This is a genomic window from Phycicoccus sp. (assembly GCF_035325325.1).
Taxonomy (GTDB): Bacteria; Actinomycetota; Actinomycetes; order Actinomycetales; family Dermatophilaceae; genus Phycicoccus.
In genome coordinates, this window is record NZ_DAOLAC010000009.1 from 40,329 (window position 1) to 54,737 (window position 14,409).

15 protein-coding genes and 1 pseudogene are annotated in these 14,409 nt (G+C 74.9%); 9 read left to right on the forward strand and 7 right to left on the reverse strand.

Features of this window, described 5'->3' with window-relative positions; translation table 11 throughout:
* Positions 1 to 87: 87 nt before the first annotated feature.
* The 3 genes from PKA89_RS07905 to PKA89_RS07915 all read left to right on the forward strand — a co-directional run bounded on the left by PKA89_RS07905 (position 88) and on the right by PKA89_RS07915 (position 2,307).
* Positions 88 to 876 carry a sigma-70 family RNA polymerase sigma factor gene (locus PKA89_RS07905; RefSeq protein ID WP_324418312.1) on the forward strand — a complete coding sequence of 263 codons (789 nt, stop codon included), beginning with the start codon at positions 88 to 90 and terminating at the stop codon, positions 874 to 876.
* A gap of 181 nt (positions 877 to 1,057) precedes the next feature.
* Positions 1,058 to 1,345 carry a hypothetical protein gene (locus PKA89_RS07910; protein ID WP_324418314.1) on the forward strand — a complete coding sequence of 96 codons (288 nt, stop codon included), beginning with the start codon at positions 1,058 to 1,060 and terminating at the stop codon, positions 1,343 to 1,345.
* Between the two features lie 110 nt (positions 1,346 to 1,455).
* Entirely contained in the window at positions 1,456 to 2,307 is an 852-nt protein-coding gene (locus tag PKA89_RS07915) for an SDR family oxidoreductase (protein ID WP_324418316.1), read from the forward strand.
* 56 nt (positions 2,308 to 2,363) lie between these two features.
* Here PKA89_RS07915 and PKA89_RS07920 read toward each other — a convergent pair whose 3' ends face one another.
* Entirely contained in the window at positions 2,364 to 4,556 is a 2,193-nt protein-coding gene (locus PKA89_RS07920) for a catalase (protein ID WP_324418317.1), read from the reverse strand.
* Between the two features lie 225 nt (positions 4,557 to 4,781).
* Between PKA89_RS07920 and PKA89_RS07925 the strand changes: the two genes are divergently transcribed.
* Together PKA89_RS07925 and PKA89_RS07930 are read left to right on the forward strand one after the other, a co-directional pair.
* Positions 4,782 to 4,994 carry a hypothetical protein gene (locus PKA89_RS07925; RefSeq protein ID WP_324418319.1) on the forward strand — a complete coding sequence of 71 codons (213 nt, stop codon included), beginning with the start codon at positions 4,782 to 4,784 and terminating at the stop codon, positions 4,992 to 4,994.
* 118 nt (positions 4,995 to 5,112) lie between these two features.
* Positions 5,113 to 5,592 carry an archease gene (locus PKA89_RS07930; RefSeq protein ID WP_324418321.1) on the forward strand — a complete coding sequence of 160 codons (480 nt, stop codon included), beginning with the start codon at positions 5,113 to 5,115 and terminating at the stop codon, positions 5,590 to 5,592.
* A gap of 99 nt (positions 5,593 to 5,691) precedes the next feature.
* On the opposite strand, the gene PKA89_RS07935 is transcribed toward PKA89_RS07930, so the two are convergent.
* The 5 genes from PKA89_RS07935 to PKA89_RS07955 form a co-directional block, all read right to left on the reverse strand.
* Positions 5,692 to 6,480, reverse strand: coding sequence for a GAF and ANTAR domain-containing protein (locus PKA89_RS07935; RefSeq protein WP_324418323.1), 789 nt, complete (start codon positions 6,478 to 6,480; stop codon positions 5,692 to 5,694).
* A 107-nt stretch (positions 6,481 to 6,587) separates the two neighbouring features.
* Positions 6,588 to 7,271: a DUF4396 domain-containing protein gene (locus PKA89_RS07940; protein ID WP_324418325.1), complete on the reverse strand. Its 684-nt coding sequence runs from the start codon at positions 7,269 to 7,271 to the stop codon at positions 6,588 to 6,590.
* A gap of 347 nt (positions 7,272 to 7,618) precedes the next feature.
* Positions 7,619 to 7,969 (reverse strand): hypothetical protein, encoded by a 351-nt coding sequence (locus PKA89_RS07945; protein ID WP_324418327.1) that lies wholly within the window; start codon positions 7,967 to 7,969, stop codon positions 7,619 to 7,621.
* Positions 7,966 to 8,967 carry an SDR family oxidoreductase gene (locus tag PKA89_RS07950; RefSeq protein ID WP_324418329.1) on the reverse strand — a complete coding sequence of 334 codons (1,002 nt, stop codon included), beginning with the start codon at positions 8,965 to 8,967 and terminating at the stop codon, positions 7,966 to 7,968. Before PKA89_RS07950 ends, PKA89_RS07945 begins: the two co-directional genes overlap by 4 nt.
* A 75-nt stretch (positions 8,968 to 9,042) precedes the next feature.
* The gene (locus PKA89_RS07955) at positions 9,043 to 9,570 is read right to left on the reverse strand and encodes a MarR family transcriptional regulator (protein ID WP_324418331.1); all 528 of its coding nucleotides are present in this window, start codon (positions 9,568 to 9,570) and stop codon (positions 9,043 to 9,045) included.
* Positions 9,571 to 9,630: 60 nt separating this feature from the next.
* Here PKA89_RS07955 and PKA89_RS07960 point away from each other — a divergent pair, with 60 nt between their 5' ends.
* Entirely contained in the window at positions 9,631 to 11,274 is a 1,644-nt protein-coding gene (locus tag PKA89_RS07960; protein WP_324418333.1) for a DHA2 family efflux MFS transporter permease subunit, read from the forward strand.
* Between the two features lie 24 nt (positions 11,275 to 11,298).
* Here PKA89_RS07960 and PKA89_RS07965 read toward each other — a convergent pair whose 3' ends face one another.
* On the reverse strand, positions 11,299 to 11,958 hold the full coding sequence (locus PKA89_RS07965) for a response regulator transcription factor (protein ID WP_324418335.1): 660 nt from the start codon (positions 11,956 to 11,958) through the stop codon (positions 11,299 to 11,301).
* A gap of 127 nt (positions 11,959 to 12,085) precedes the next feature.
* On the opposite strand from PKA89_RS07965, the gene PKA89_RS07970 reads away from it, so the two are divergent.
* The 3 genes and pseudogenes from PKA89_RS07970 to PKA89_RS07980 all read left to right on the forward strand — a co-directional run.
* Positions 12,086 to 13,153, forward strand: a complete 1,068-nt coding sequence (locus tag PKA89_RS07970; RefSeq protein WP_324418337.1) for a glycosyltransferase — start codon at positions 12,086 to 12,088, stop codon at positions 13,151 to 13,153.
* Positions 13,141 to 14,220: a glycosyltransferase gene (locus PKA89_RS07975; RefSeq protein ID WP_324418339.1), complete on the forward strand. Its 1,080-nt coding sequence runs from the start codon at positions 13,141 to 13,143 to the stop codon at positions 14,218 to 14,220. Before PKA89_RS07970 ends, PKA89_RS07975 begins: the two co-directional genes overlap by 13 nt.
* A pseudogene (locus PKA89_RS07980) lies at positions 14,217 to 14,409 on the forward strand (hypothetical protein); the annotation flags it as partial. The gene PKA89_RS07975 and the pseudogene PKA89_RS07980, both read left to right, overlap by 4 nt.

Genomic DNA, 14,409 nt, shown 5'->3' on the forward strand with positions numbered 1-14,409 from the left:
TCGTCCGTGGCACGGTCGAGGTCTCGGTCAAGACACCGGCCGTCTCGGGTCAGACAGTGTGCCCTCCCCGATCGACGGAGGATCGACATGACCCTGCCCGATTCCGCCACCCGCCGCCACCCGTACGCGTCCGGCGACGCAGAGGTGGAGGAGCTCCTGACACTGCGACGGGAAGCGGACGACCCCGAAGCGCAGCGCCTGCTGACCGACGCCGTCATCGAGCGCACCATCTCTCTGGCTGACGGTCTCGCACACCGCTACTCGAGTCGAGGGCTCGACCGCGACGACCTCGAGCAGGTTGCCCGCACGGCTCTCGTCGCAGCCGTGGCCCGCTACCGGCCCGGCTCGACGTCGGGCTTCGTCGCCTTCGCGGTACCCACCATCACCGGCGAGCTCAAGCGCCACTTCCGCGACTGCGGCTGGGTCGTGCGGCCACCCCGACGCGTGCAGGAGCTGCGCGCCGAGGTGGTCGTCGCCGAGGAGGAGCTCAGGCACCGGCTCGGCCGGGACGCGACGCTGGCGGAGGTGGCGGACCTGCTCGACTGCGCCACGGAGGACGTGGAGAGGGCACGAGCCTGCAGCAGCGGGTTCCGGCCAGCGTCGCTCGATGCACCGGCCCCGGCCGGTGGAACCGCGGGGGACCGGCTCCCGGAGGCGGGTGACGCGTTCCTCCGGCTGGAGATGCACGCCGACCTCGAGGCAGCCCTGAGGGGCCTGCGTGAGCGCGATCGTCGCGTGGTCCGCCTCCGCTTCGTCGAGGAGCGGACCCAGGCGGAGATCGGGCGTGAGCTCGGGGTGAGCCAGATGCAGGTCTCCCGCATCCTCTCCCGCATCCTCACCCAGCTGCGCGGGACCCTCGGCGTCGCGGCCGCCTGAGCGGACGGGGAAACGGTTCCCCCCGGAGGACCGTTTCCCCACCCCACGTCCCGGGTACTCGTGCGTCACGTCGGACCGAGCGGGTCCGCACCCGACCGGGAGGAGCGGCGATGTCGAGCTCGATGGTCGTCCTCGCGCAGCGCCACGTCCCGGACGACGTCCCCACGAGCGCGAGGCGGCGATGAGCGCCGCCGCCCGGCTCAGCGACGTGGGGTCCGCGAGCTGCCGGCGCTGCGGGCGGCACGTGGGGACGCTGCGCGCCGAGCTGTCACTCGTCCCCGGCGTCCGGCCGGCCCTCTTCTGGGCCGACGCCGCGCGGCAGTGCACCTGCCCGGGGACGACCCTGCCTCGGCCCTCGATGCTCACCTCGGCGGTCCGGGTCCGGGTGCGTGAGGTCCTGGCCGTCGCCGCGGGGGCCCACCCGTGGCAGGAGCTCACGGCCCGACGCCCGGTCGACATCGTGGTGTGAGAGCGGGGTGTGTGCGCCGCCCGGTCGCGGGGTAGCGGCAGGGCGCCACGGCGTCGCCGTGGCGCGGCGGCCCCTTCCTCGGGCCGCCGGCCCGTGAGAAGGAGACCCCGATGACTGCCGAGATCCCGGCCCAGACCCAGGAGTGGCCCGGTCGTACCGACGCCCTCGACCCGCGCCCGGACCACGGTGAGGAGTCGTGGACGGGGCGTGACCGGTTCGTCGGCAAGCGGGTCCTCGTGACCGGGGGCGACTCCGGCATCGGGCGGGCGGTCGCGGTGACCTTCGCCTACGAGGGGGCAGCCCTCGTCGTGACGCACCTGCCGGAGGAGGCGGAGGACGCCCGCGAGACGGTCGCGGCGGTCGAGGCCGCGGGGGGCCGGGCGGTCGCCGTCGAGGCCGACCTGCGGACCCACGACGCGGTCCGCCGGGTGGCCGAGCGGGCCCGCGCCGAGCTCGGAGGTCTCGACGTCCTCGTCTCGAACGCCGCCTACCAGATGACCCACGACCGGCTCGAGGACTTCCCGCCCGAGCAGGTCGAGCGCACCTTCGCCACGAACGTCTTCGCGACGTTCTGGCTCGTGCGCGAGCTCGCCGCCGACCTCGAGCAGGCGGGCGGGAGCGTCGTCGTCACCACTTCGGTGCAGGCCTACCAGCCGGCCGACCACCTGCTCGACTACGCTGCGTCGAAGGCGGCCCTGACCAACCTCGTCGTCAACCTCGCCCAGGAGCTGGGGCCGCGGGGCGTGCGGGTCAACGCCGTCGCCCCCGGCCCGGTGTGGACTCCCCTCATCCCCGCGACGATGGCCGCCGACAAGGTCGAGGGCTTCGGCTCGACGACCCCGCTCGGACGCGTCGGCCAGCCCGTGGAGATCGCCGCCGCGTTCGTCTTCCTCGCCTCCGACGAGGCGAGCTACGTCTCGGGCACGGTCCTCGGCGTCACCGGCGGCAAGCCCGTCTTCTGAGCCGGGGACCGGAGGCGGGACGGCGCCCTCACACCGCCGCCCCGCCACCGGCCCGGTCAGGAGGTCCGGCCGACGCGCTCCCAGACGCGGTGCCGGGCCAGGGCGGCGAGCACCTCGGCCCCGAGCGTGGCGCCGTCGCCGCGCAGGACGCCGTGGGGCCCCGCCTCGAACCCGAGCCGCTCGGCGGGCCGGGAGCCGAGGACGGCGACCGCCTTGGCGTGCCGGAGGGCCTCCTCGACGAGCAGGCCGACCCGCGGGTCCACCTCCGGGACCACTCCGTCGATGACGACGTCGTCGCCGAGGGGGGTGGGCGCGTCGGCGACGACGAGCGCGTCGAGCTCGACCGAGCGGGCCGTCGCCAGCGTGCGGTGGGCCTGCCCGGGACGGCCCTCCCACACCGGGCCACCGAACGGCGCGACGAGGAGGACGGTCACCCCGGCCTCCCGCAGCGTCGTGGCGAGCGTGTCGACCTCCTCCGGGTCGGTGTCGGCCGAGACGACCACCCCGACCTGGCGCCCGTCGACCGGCCACTCGCGACCCACCTGGGAGAGGGCCGGGCTCGGGTCGACGTCCGAGACCTCGACCTCCTCCGGCGCGGGCAGGCCGAGGCGGGTGGCCACCCGGGACGCCAGGCTCGCGTCGACCCGGGCGAGGGCGAGCAGCTGCCGGGTCCGGATGCTCGACTCCCAGCACTTGCCGAGCTCGAAGGCGTACGCGCCGACGATGTGGTCCTGCTCGACGGGGCTCATGCTCAGCCAGAACAGGCGAGCCTGGCTGAAGTGGTCCGCGAACGAGGCCGGGCTGGCGCGGACCTTCCGCGCCTCCGCGGGCACCAGGGCCGGGAAGTCCTCGAGGGCCGGCTCGCCGGCGCCCACGGTGAAGGGGCAGCCGCCGTCGAGGCTGTTCGGCCGGTAGGGCGCCACGCCACCGTGGACCGCGCTCTGGTGCATGCCGTCCCGCAGCATGTCGTTGACCGGCGCGTGCGTGCGGTTGATCGGCAGCTGGTCGAAGTTGGGCCCGCCGAGCCGGGTCAGCTGGGTGTCCACGTACGAGAAGAGCCGGGCCTGCACCAACGGGTCGTCGGTGACGTCGATGCCCGGCACGAGGTGCCCGACGTGGAAGGCGACCTGCTCGGTCTCGGCGAAGAAGTTCGTCGGGGTGGCGTGCAGGGTGAGCTCGCCGATCGGCTGCACGGGGGCCAGCTCCTCGGGGACGAGCTTGGTCGGGTCGAGCAGGTCGATGCCCTCGAAGGTCTGCTCGGGGGTGTCCGGGAAGACCTGGACGCCCAGCTCCCACTGTGGGTGGGCGCCGGCCTCGATGGCGTCGTAGAGGTCGCGGCGGTGGAAGTCCGGGTCGACGCCGGCGAGCATCTGCGCCTCCTCCCAGACGAGGGAGTGCACCCCGAGCCGGGGCTTCCAGTGGAACTTGACGAGGGAGCTCGTCCCGTCGCCGGCGACGAACCGGAAGGTGTGGACCCCGAAGCCCTCCATCGTCCGGTACGACCGCGGGATGCCGCGGTCGGACATGTTCCACATCGTGTGGTGCTGCGCCTCGGTGTGCAGCGAGACGAAGTCCCAGAACGTGTCGTGGGCCGACTGCGCCTGCGGGATCTCGCGGTCCGGGTGCGGCTTGCCGGCGTGGATGACGTCGGGGAACTTGATGCCGTCCTGGATGAAGAAGACCGGCATGTTGTTGCCGACGAGGTCGAAGACACCCTCGGAGGTGTAGAACTTCGTCGCGAAGCCGCGGGTGTCGCGCACCGTGTCGGCCGAGCCGCGGAAGCCCAGGACGGTCGAGAACCGGACGAACACCGGTGTCCTCACGTCCTTCTCCAGGAAGGCGGCCCGGGTCAGCTCGCTCGCCGTGCCGTAGCCGACGAACGTGCCGTGTGCCCCGGTGCCGCGGGCGTGGACGACCCGCTCGGGGATCCGCTCGTGGTCGAAGTGGGTGATCTTCTCGCGGAAGTGGTGGTCCTGGAGCAGGGTCGGTCCGCGCTCCCCGGCCTTGAGCGAGTGGTCGGTGTCGCGTACCCGGGTGCCGGTGGCCGTGGTCAGCCACGGGCCCTGCTGACCGAGGTCGGTCGGCTCGGCCTCGAGCGGGGCACCGGTCGCCGTCCGCGGTTCGGGGGAGCCCTGCTCGGGCTTCGGCGGCAGCGGGGGCCGAGGGTCGGTCGGCTCGGCGAGCTCGGCGGGTCGGGGGGACGGGGCGCCGGGGACCTGGTCGGCGGGACGCGGTGTGGTGTCAGCCATGGGCCGCGCTTACCCGCGTGGTGCGCGGTCATGCGCCCGGCCTGCTGCCGCTCGGGCGACCGCCGGGCCCGGGTCGCGGAGCGCCGGACCGACGACACCCCTGTCCCGGCCCACACCGCCACGTGCGCCCACTCCACTCGGTCCGCCGGGCGGGTGGTTTCCGCGGCCGACCTGGTAGGACCATCGTCCCTTCCGCGCGGTCGCCCGTCCGGCGATGCTGCAGAGGTGAGCGAGCTCGGGAGGTCCGCGCCCTCGACCGGCAGGCCGAACGGGAAGACGCCCCGGCCGGCCGGGGTGCTGCGCTCGCTCGTGGGGCTGCTGGGGCAGGGGCTCGCCGGGCCGGGTCGTCCGGGCGGCTGGAGCGTCGAGACCGTCGTCGTGGGGTTCGGCGTCGTCGTGCTGCTGGTCATCGCCCTCGGCCAGGCGGGCCTGATCTGAGGACGGGCCCGTGACTGCTGCCCATGGCGCCCGAGGCCCGGATGGGCGCATGCTGGGGGTGGTGGACCGCGCCCCTGCCGGGGTCCCGTCCACCGAGCCCGTGTCCTCGGGAGGGCCCGTGTCCGACACCTCCAGGTGGTTGGCGCCGGCGGCCGACGAGCCGTCCGCGGCGGCGTCACCTGACGCCCCGGCCGGCCACTGGACGGTGCCGGGCCCGCGGGCCGACCGCGTCGAGGCGTGGGCCCCGACCCGCCTCGGCTGCGTGGCCGAGGCCGTCGCGGGGGTCATCGAGGCCTTCGCGGACGTGGGCGACCAGCAGCCGTCGCGCTACCACCGGGTCATCCTGCCGGGCCGCGAGGACCCGGAGGTGCTGCGGGCCGTGCTCGACGAGGTGCTCTACGACGTGCGGTCCGTCGGCGTCCTGCCGGTGTGGATCAGCCTGCGGTCGCGGCCGGAGGGCGCGGAGCTCGAGATCGGGGGCATCGACACCGACGAGGTGCGCGCGCCCCAGCGGGCCCCGGTCCGGGTGTCGCTGCACCGGCTGGCCCGCCGCCCGGGGTCGAGGGAGTGGACGGCGAGCGTGGTCCTGCGCCGGTGAACGGCGACCGCCACGCGGGTGACCGCCGGGCGCCCGGCTGCTTGACCGCCCGGCGGCCACCCTGGTTCCGCCCTGCCCCGACCCGGGTCGCGACAAACCTCAGGAACGCCCCCGGTCCCGGAGCATGCCGGTGGCCGCGACGTCCGAGGCCACGTCCCGGATCTTGCGGTTCGTGTCCTGGCTGACCACCCGGAGCATCCCGAAGGCCTCCTCGCGGGTCACCCGGTGGCGCGCCATGAGGATCCCCACGGCGACCCCGATCTCGCGGTTGCTCCCGAGGGCCCTCGTGAGGTTCTCGGCCCGGTCGTGCGCGAGGTGGGCCGCGACGAGCAACGAGCACTGGGTGGCGAGGAGGAGGCCGTCGCGCATCGCGAGGGCGCCGAACGCGTCGGGCGAGCGGGAGTAGACGTTGAGGGCCGCGACGGCCTCGTTGCCGTCGAGGAGGGTCAGGCGCTGGGCGAGCACGCTCGACACGCCGACCTCCTCGTGGACCCGGCGTCCGTACTCGGGCCACCGGGCGTCCTCGTGGACGCGACCGGTGACGAAGACGTGGTCGCGCGCGACCGCGTCCACGCACGGACCCGAGCCGAGGGCGTACTGCACCTCGTCGGCCTGGAGAGCCTCGTCGTGCGAGGTGGCGAGGGTGGACAGCGACTGCGAGCGCATCACGGTGATGCTGCACCAGTCCGCGCCCGGGACGAGGTCGACGCCGCGCTGGACGAGGCGACCGAGCAGCTGGCGCGTTCCGAGGCCCTCGGGCTGCCCCCGGCCCGCGGTGAGCAGGTCGCTCACGATGCCGAGGAGGCTCGAGGGGGCCTGGGCGTCGACCGCCGGACGGTCCTCGTCGTCGGACCCCCGGGGCGTGACGGCGTACTCCACTTCGTCCACGAGGAGGGCCTACCCGTCGCCGGGGCCGACCATGCGCCGGTGTCCCACCCGTTGCCCCGGTGACGCGCCGGCGCCACCGCATGGGGGTCGGGCAGCCGACCCGCCGGTCACATCCGCTCCTTGACGCCTCGTCGCACGAGCCACCAGTTCATCGGGAAGGCGGTCGCGAAGCCGCCGAGCATGGCCACCTGCATCGCGAGCCAGAACACCGTCGAGGAGACCTCGGGGCGGGTGCCGTAGAGCGGCTGGAGGACGCCGAGCAGCAGGACGGCCATCGTCCCGTACATGCCGACCTGCCACGCGGTGAGTGACAGGGCGTCGGCCTTGAGCGCCGCCCACACACCCCGCGCGACGGTGAGGTCGCGCATCGGGGCGATCGCGAAGTACTGGAAGGCGATCCCGATGACGAAGGCGGCGACGAAGTCGAGGACCCAGACGGCGAACATCCGGTCACCGAAGAGTCCCGGGAAGCCGAACGGGACGAGGACGGCCGGCGCGAGGAACGCGGTCGTCTCGGCGACGACGTCGCCCAGGGTGCATCCGGCGCCACAGTGCAGTGCGCCCTTGGCCACGGAGACCGGCATCGTCGGGTCGTCGTCGACCCCGGCGCGCCCATGCCGCCGGTAGAACCAGAGCGCCCCGACGCTGCCGAAGAGCGCACTCACGGGCCACACCACCGCCATCACCCCCATCCGAGGAGGGCGGCGGGCCACGTCGACCGCGATCCAGACCGCGCAGACGGCGGCGAGGGCGAGCGAGAGGGTGGCGACGGCGGTGAGCCAGGTGGGCACGGGCGCTCCTTCCGGGTGGGGTCCCTCCAGTCCTACCCGCTGGCCGGAGGTTCACGGACGGAGAGGGGCCGACGTGTCTCGAGCGGGCCCACCGCGCGCTGGGTGAGGTGCGCCCCCGGGACTCCGTGCTCCCGGCAAGGGATCCCGTGCCGGGCGCAAGGGATCCCTTGCCAGGCGCAAGGGATCGCTTGCCGGGCGCAAGGTTTCGCTTGCGACGAGCACGGAGTTCCGGGAACGCAGTATTCGGCTCCGGCTCTCAGGTGGGTCTCGGACCGGTCGCCGGTCCTGCGGACCGGCCGCCCGGCACCACGCCCACCGACGGGCTCGCCGCCGGCGGGTCCCGCGGGTCAGCGCGGGCGGGCCGCCCGGTCGAGCATCCCTCCGAGGAGGGCCACGCCCCCGGTGAGCGCCGCCGCCCGCCGCCTGGAGGGTGACCCGGCGGCCAGCACCCCCATCGTCACGGCGTGGGTCACGTCGACCGCCACCGAGACCCGCCGGGTGGCCCGCGGTGCGAGCACCTGCGCGAGCCCCTGGAGGAGGTGTCGCGCGCCGAGGGCGCGGATGCCGAGCTCCTCGACCGGGTCCGGCGAGCGGCCCTCGACCCGGCGCCACACCTCGTCGCCCCGCGCGAGGAGCAGTGCACCCCACGCCGACCCGCCGACGCCGACGAGCCGCAGCAACGACCCCGAGGCGCTCACCGACGCCGCCCCGCGACCACGGCGCCCGCGGCGAGCAGCGCGCCCCCCGCCGCCGCGAGCGCGGAGTAGTGGTGGGCCACCCACTGCTGGGGGCTGTGGGCGTGGGCCCGGCCGTCGAAGACGCCGTGGGCCCCGAAGTCGCGTCCCTCCGGGCCGTCGGCGGGCTCCCAGAGGTTGGCCGGCTGGTCGGCCGGCCTCGGGTCGCCGGTCTGCTGGGACGAGAACCCGGTGCGCCCGAGGTACCGGTCGAGCAGCCCCGGGACGAGGGCGTTCGCGGCGAGCGTGCCGACGGTGCTCGCGCCCACCCAGTACTCCCGCCGGCGGGGATGGTCCGCGGCGAAGAGCACCGCCCGGGCCGCCACCTCCGGCTGGTAGATCGGCGGCACCGGCTGGGCGTGGTCGGGCAGCCGGGAGAGGACCCACGAGAACTGCGGGGTGTTGACGGCCGGCATCTGGACCATCGTCACGCGCACTCGGCTGCCCTCGTGGAGCAGCTCGGTGCGCAGTGACTCGTGGAAGCCCTGGATGGCGTGCTTGGCGCCGCAGTAGGCGCTCTGCAGAGGGATGCCGCGGTACGCGAGCGCGGAGCCGACCTGGACGATCGTGCCCCGGTCGCGCTCCTTCATCCGGCGCAGGACGCTCATCGTCGCGTAGACGTAGCCGAGGTAGCTCACCTCGGTGACCCGGCGGAACTCCTCCGGACGGATGTCGTCGACCCGGGCGAACACCGAGGTGAAGGCCACGTTGACCCACACGTCGACGGGCCCGAGCTCGGCCTCGACCCGCTCGACCGCCGCCTCCACGGCGTCCGGGTCGGCGACGTCCGTGGGCACGACGAGCGCCCGACCGCCGAGCCCGCGGACCTCCTCGGCGGCCGCCTCGAGCCCGCGCTCGCCGCGGGCGAGCAGCGCGACGCTGTCCCCCCGCCGCGCGAACTCACGGGCGGTGGCCCGTCCGATCCCTCCACTGGCTCCGGTGACGGCGACGACACGGGGCACGACGACTCCTCTCGGTGCGGGTTCAGGTCCACTCCGTCGCTACCCGCACCCGGGCCGGTCGATGCGTGCCGCCGCCTACCGCTCGGGACCGGCGTGGGATGCGTCCGGCGCGTCCGGCGCGTCCGGCGTGTTCGCCGCGCCTGGCGTGTCCGCCGCGTCCGGCGCGTCCGACGGCGACGCGCCGGCCGGCCCCAGGGTGCGGACGAGGCGCACCAGCTCGGCGCGAAAGCGCTCGGGGTCGACGAGCGGGTCCTCGACGAGGTGGTCGGCGACGCCGGAGGCCTGCACCGCGGCGTGCGCGCTCGCGCCGAGGGCCGTGCGCTCCACGATGAGCCGCCGCCGGTCGCGGGGGTCCCGGCGACGGGTCACGTGGCCGGTGCGCTCGAGCCGGTCGACGACGCGGCCCATCGTCTGCTCCTCGACCCGGCTGCCGGCGGCGAGCTCGCGCTGGGTCAGCGGGCCGCCGCCGAGGGTGTGCAGGGCGAGGAAGCCGGCGTGGGTCAGATCGTGGTCGGCCAGCCGGCCGTTCCACTCGTGCTCGACCATCCGGGCGGCCGTGGACAGCAGCCGGCCGAGGGACCAGTCCTCCGGCGGCGTCGTCACCCTGTCGAGGGTAGAACGTCGCCGATGGCCGCGGAGGGGTCCAGCGCTATATTGCTCAGCATGCTGAGTGATGACGTCGCCGCACCCTCGTCGCCGTCGGACGGCACCGGCCGCCGCCGCTGGTTCGGGCTCGTCGTCATCAGCCTCGGCGTCTCGCTCATCATCGTGGACTCGACGATCGTCAACGTCGCGGTGCCGTCGATCATCGACGACCTCGGCATCACCTCGACCGACGCACAGTGGGTGCAGGAGGTCTACACCCTCGTCTTCGCCGCGCTCCTGCTCATCGTCGGCCGGCTCGCGGACCGGTTCGGTCGGCGACGTCTGTTCGCCCTCGGCGCACTGGTGTTCGGCCTGTCGAGCATCCTCGCGGCGACCGCGGACGGTGGTCCGTGGCTGATCGGGGCGCGGGCTCTCCAGGGCGTCGGCGGAGCCCTCATGCTGCCGACGTCGCTCTCGCTCCTCAACGCGACCTTCCGCGGCCGCGAGCGAGGGATCGCCTTCGGCATCTGGGGCGCGACGATCGGCGGCACGGCCGCGCTCGGGCCGCTGCTGGGCGGCTGGCTGACCACCGACTTCTCGTGGCGGTGGGCGTTCGGTATCAACGTGCCCCTGACCCTCGTCGTCATCGCCGGGCTCTTCCTCCTCGTCGACGAGTCGCGCGAGCGGGCCGAGGGGCGCGGGGCCGACTGGTTCGGGGCGGTCCTCTCCGCCGTCGGCTTCGGGGCGGTCGTCTTCGGGCTCATCGAGGGCCGAACCTACGGGTGGCTGCGCAGCACCGGCCCGGACCTCTCGCTCTTCGGGTGGACCTGGTCCTGGTCGGTGTCGCCGGTCGCGGTGGCCTTCGTCCTCGGGGTCCTCGCCCTCGCGACCTTCGTCCTCGTCGAGCGCCGTCGCAACGCCGCCGGTCAGGTGGCGATGCTCGACCTCTCGCTGTTCACCATCCCGTCGTTCCGCAACGGCAACGTCGCGGCGCTCATCGTCAGCCTCGGCGAGTTCGGGCTGCTCTTCGCGCTGCCGCTGTGGTTCCAGAACGTGCTGGGCTACAGCGCCTTCCAGACCGGTCTGGTTCTCCTCGCGCTCGCCGTCGGCAGCTTCGTCGCCAGCGGGTTGGGGGCGGCCATCGGGCGCACCCGCAGCCCGGTGTTCATCGTCCGGCTCGGCATCGTGCTCGAGATCGCGGGCATCGCGGGCATCGCCCTGCTGCTCCGGCCCGACTCCGCCTGGTGGGTCACCGCCCCCCTGCTCTTCGTCTACGGCGTCGGGGTGGGGTTCGCGACCGCGCAGCTGACCGGCGTCGTCCTCGCCGACGTGCCGGTGCAGCGCAGCGGGCAGGGCTCCGGCACGCAGAGCACCTCCCGTCAGGTCGGGTCGGCGTTCGGCATCGCCATCCTCGGGACCGTGCTGTTCACGGTCCTCGGCGCGCGGCTCGAGGCGAGCCTCACCGACCAGGGGGTGCCGCAGCAGGCGCGCACCGGCATCGTCGAGGCGGTCAAGGGCAGCGCCGGCGCGGCCATCCCCGGACTGGCCCGCGACCCGCGGACGGCGGCGGCCGCAGAGGACGCGAAGGTCGCCTTCACCGAGGCCACCCGGGTCTCGGCGGCGACGGCGGCCGGCTTCCTCGTCGTCGGCCTGCTGACCAGCCTCTCCCTCGGGTCGGGCCGCCGTCCCGAGGACGAGCGGGAGGGGCCGATCACCGCCTGACCCGGCACCCGACCGGGCGCACGGTCAGTCGTCGGCGTCCGGTCCTCGGCGACGGTGGGTGTCGGGCTCGAACCCGTGCTGCACGCCCCAGAGCACGGCCTGAGCCCGCCGCTCGACGCCGATCTTGCGGTAGGCGCTGCGGATGTAGGACTTCACCGAGTTGATGGAGAGGTAGGTCCGCCGGGCGATGTCCTCGTTGCGCAGGCCCTGGGTGATCAGCGCGAGGATCTCGGCCTCCCGCGCCGAGAGGCCCTCGGCCCGCCCGGGCCAGTCGCCGGAGCCGTCGTCGGACCACTCGGTGCGGTCGGTCACCTGCTCGCCCGCGTGCACCCGCTCGAGCGCCGCCACGAGCTCCTCGGCCGGCATCCCCTTGGAGAGGTAGCCCGAGGCCCCGCGCTCCAGGGCTGCGCGGGCCAGCTCCTCGTGGGTGTTGAAGCTGTAGAGCACCACGCGGTCGGCCGCCCCGGCGGCGAGCATCTCGGCGATGAGGGCCCGGTCCCCCTGGTCCTGGGCGAAGGTGTCGTAGAGCAGGACGTCGACCGGGCGCTCGACCGGCATCCGCGAGTCGAACTCGATGAGGTGGACGCGGTCACGGAAGGGCTCGAACATCCGCGCCAGGCCCTGGACCACGATGTCGTAGTCGTTCACGAGCGCGACCCGTACCGGGCGCCTGTCCGCGGCCATGCCGCCAAGGTAGTCGACCCGGCGCGCGCGGTCCGGGCCCGGGGCGGCGCAAACCACCCTTTGGGGTGCAGCGCGCCGGAGGCCCCCACCGGCAGGCTGGCAGGATGCCTGACCCCGGACCTCGCCCGTGACGCTGCGCATCGCCTCCGTCCCCACCGACCACGTGTACGTCCGCCACCTGTCCGACCCGGACGGCCGCGGCGCCACCGTGCGCCTGCCCGACCCCCGCCCCGACCGGGTGGTCACGGGCGCGCCCTGGTGGCCGCCGCGCGTCCTCGACCCGGCGTGGGTCACCGCCCACGCGGACGAGTTCGACCTCGTCCACGTCCACTTCGGCTACGACGCCGAGAGCCCCGCCGACCTCGCCGCCTGGACCGAGACCCTCCGCCGGCTCGGCAAGCCGCTCGTCGTCACCGTGCACGACCTGCGCAACCCCCACCACGAGGACCCGGCACTCCACGACGCGCAGCTCGGCGTCCTGCTCGCCGCCGCCGACGCCGTCATCACCCTGACGCCCGGCGCGGCCCGGGAGGTGCTGCGCCGACACGGCCGGACCGCCCGCGTCCTGCCGCACCCGCACGTCGCCGACCTCGAGCGCGTGGCCCGCCCGCGTCGTCCGCACGAGGGCTTCGTCGTCGGGGTGCACTGCAAGAGCCTGCGCGCCGGGATGGACCCCCTCCCGGTCGTCGAGGCGCTGGCCCGGGTCGTGCCGGGCCTGCCCGGCGGCCGGTTGCGCGTCGACGCGCACACCGACGTCATGACGCCGGGCAGCCCCCGCCACGACGCGGCCCTGGCCGGGCGCCTGCGGGCGCTCGCCGCGGAGGGGCGGCTCGACCTCGAGGTGCACGACTACTTCACCCACGACGAGCTGCTCGACTACCTCGAGGGCCTCGACGTCTCGGTGTTGCCCTACCGCTTCGGCACCCACTCCGGGTGGCTGGAGGCGTGCCACGACCTCGGCACGACGGTCCTGGCCCCCGACTGCGGCCACTACGCGGAGCAGCGTCCGGTCCTCTCGTATCGCACCGGCGACGCCGCGTCGCTGGCCGGCGCCGTCGAGCTCGCCGCCCACGACCGGCCGACCTGGCGCGCGACGGTCGACGAGCGCCGGGCCGAGCGGGCCGGGCTGGCCCGCGCCCACGAGGAGATCTACCGGTCCGTCCTCGCCCGGGAGGTGGCGGCGTGCACGTCGTGATCCTCGCCGCGGCCCGTCACCCGGTGGCCGAGCCGTTCGCCGGCGGCCTCGAGTCGCTCACCTGGCACCTGGTCCACGGGCTGCGCCGCGCCGGCGTCGAGGTGACCGTGTTCGCCGGCGAGGGCAGCGACCCCCGCCTCGGCGCACGGATGCTGCGGACCCGGCCGCTACGGCTCAGCGACGCGGCGCGCGCCGACGTGAGCATGGTGCCCGAGCCCTGGCTGCGCGAGCACCACGCCTACCTCCAGGTGATGCTCGAGCTGCAGCGCCGGCCCGACGTCGACGTCGTGCACAACAACAGCCTCCACCACCTGCCGGTCGCGATGGCGGCGTCGGTGCCGGCGACGGTCCTCACGACGCTGCACACCCCGCCGACGCCGTGGCTCGAGCCGGCCATCGCCATCGCGCGCGACAGTGCCCGCTCCGGTCCGCACCACGTCGCGGTGAGCGACTACACGGCGGCCTCCTGGCGGCACGTCGCCGACGTCGACGTCGTCCGCAACGGCGTCGACGTCGACCGCTGGACCCCGGGGCCGGGTGGCCTGGACCTGGCCTGGGCCGGGCGGCTGGTGCCGGAGAAGGCGCCGCACCTCGCCATCGACGTGGCCCGGGCGGCGGGGCGCCGGCTGCGGCTCGCCGGTCCGGTCGGCGACGGCGAGTACGTCCGGAGCGAGGTGTGGCCCCGGCTCGGGGACGGTGTCGAGTACGTCGGCCACCTCGACACGAGCGGACTGGCCCGGCTGTTCGGCGCCAGCGCGGCGACCCTCGTGACCCCGGCCTGGGACGAGCCGTACGGGCTCGTCGCCGCCGAGTCGCTCGCCTGCGGGACACCGGTCGTCGCGCTCGAACGAGGCGGCCTGCCCGAGGTGCTCGACGCCGTGACCGGGGTCCTCGTCGACCCCGACCCGGTGGGCCTCGCCGAGCGCGGGGCGGTCGCCGTCGCCACCGCCGCTGCGCTGGAGCGGCGGGCCTGCCGTGACCGCGCGGAGCGGGAGTGCTCCGTGACCCGGATGGTCTCCGAGTACCTCGCGTACTACGAGGCGCTGGCTCCGGGGATCGTCGCGTGATCGGCTGGTACGTCCACCACGCCGGGCGCGGGCACGCCACCCGCGCGGCCGCCGTCGCCGCCCACCTGCGCCACCCGGTGACCGGGCTCGGGTCCGGGCCACCGCCCGCGGGCTGGCCGGGCGAGTGGGTGCTCCTGGAACGGGACGACCGCGACCCCGCCCCGCGCGACGTCTCGGCGGGGGGGGGGG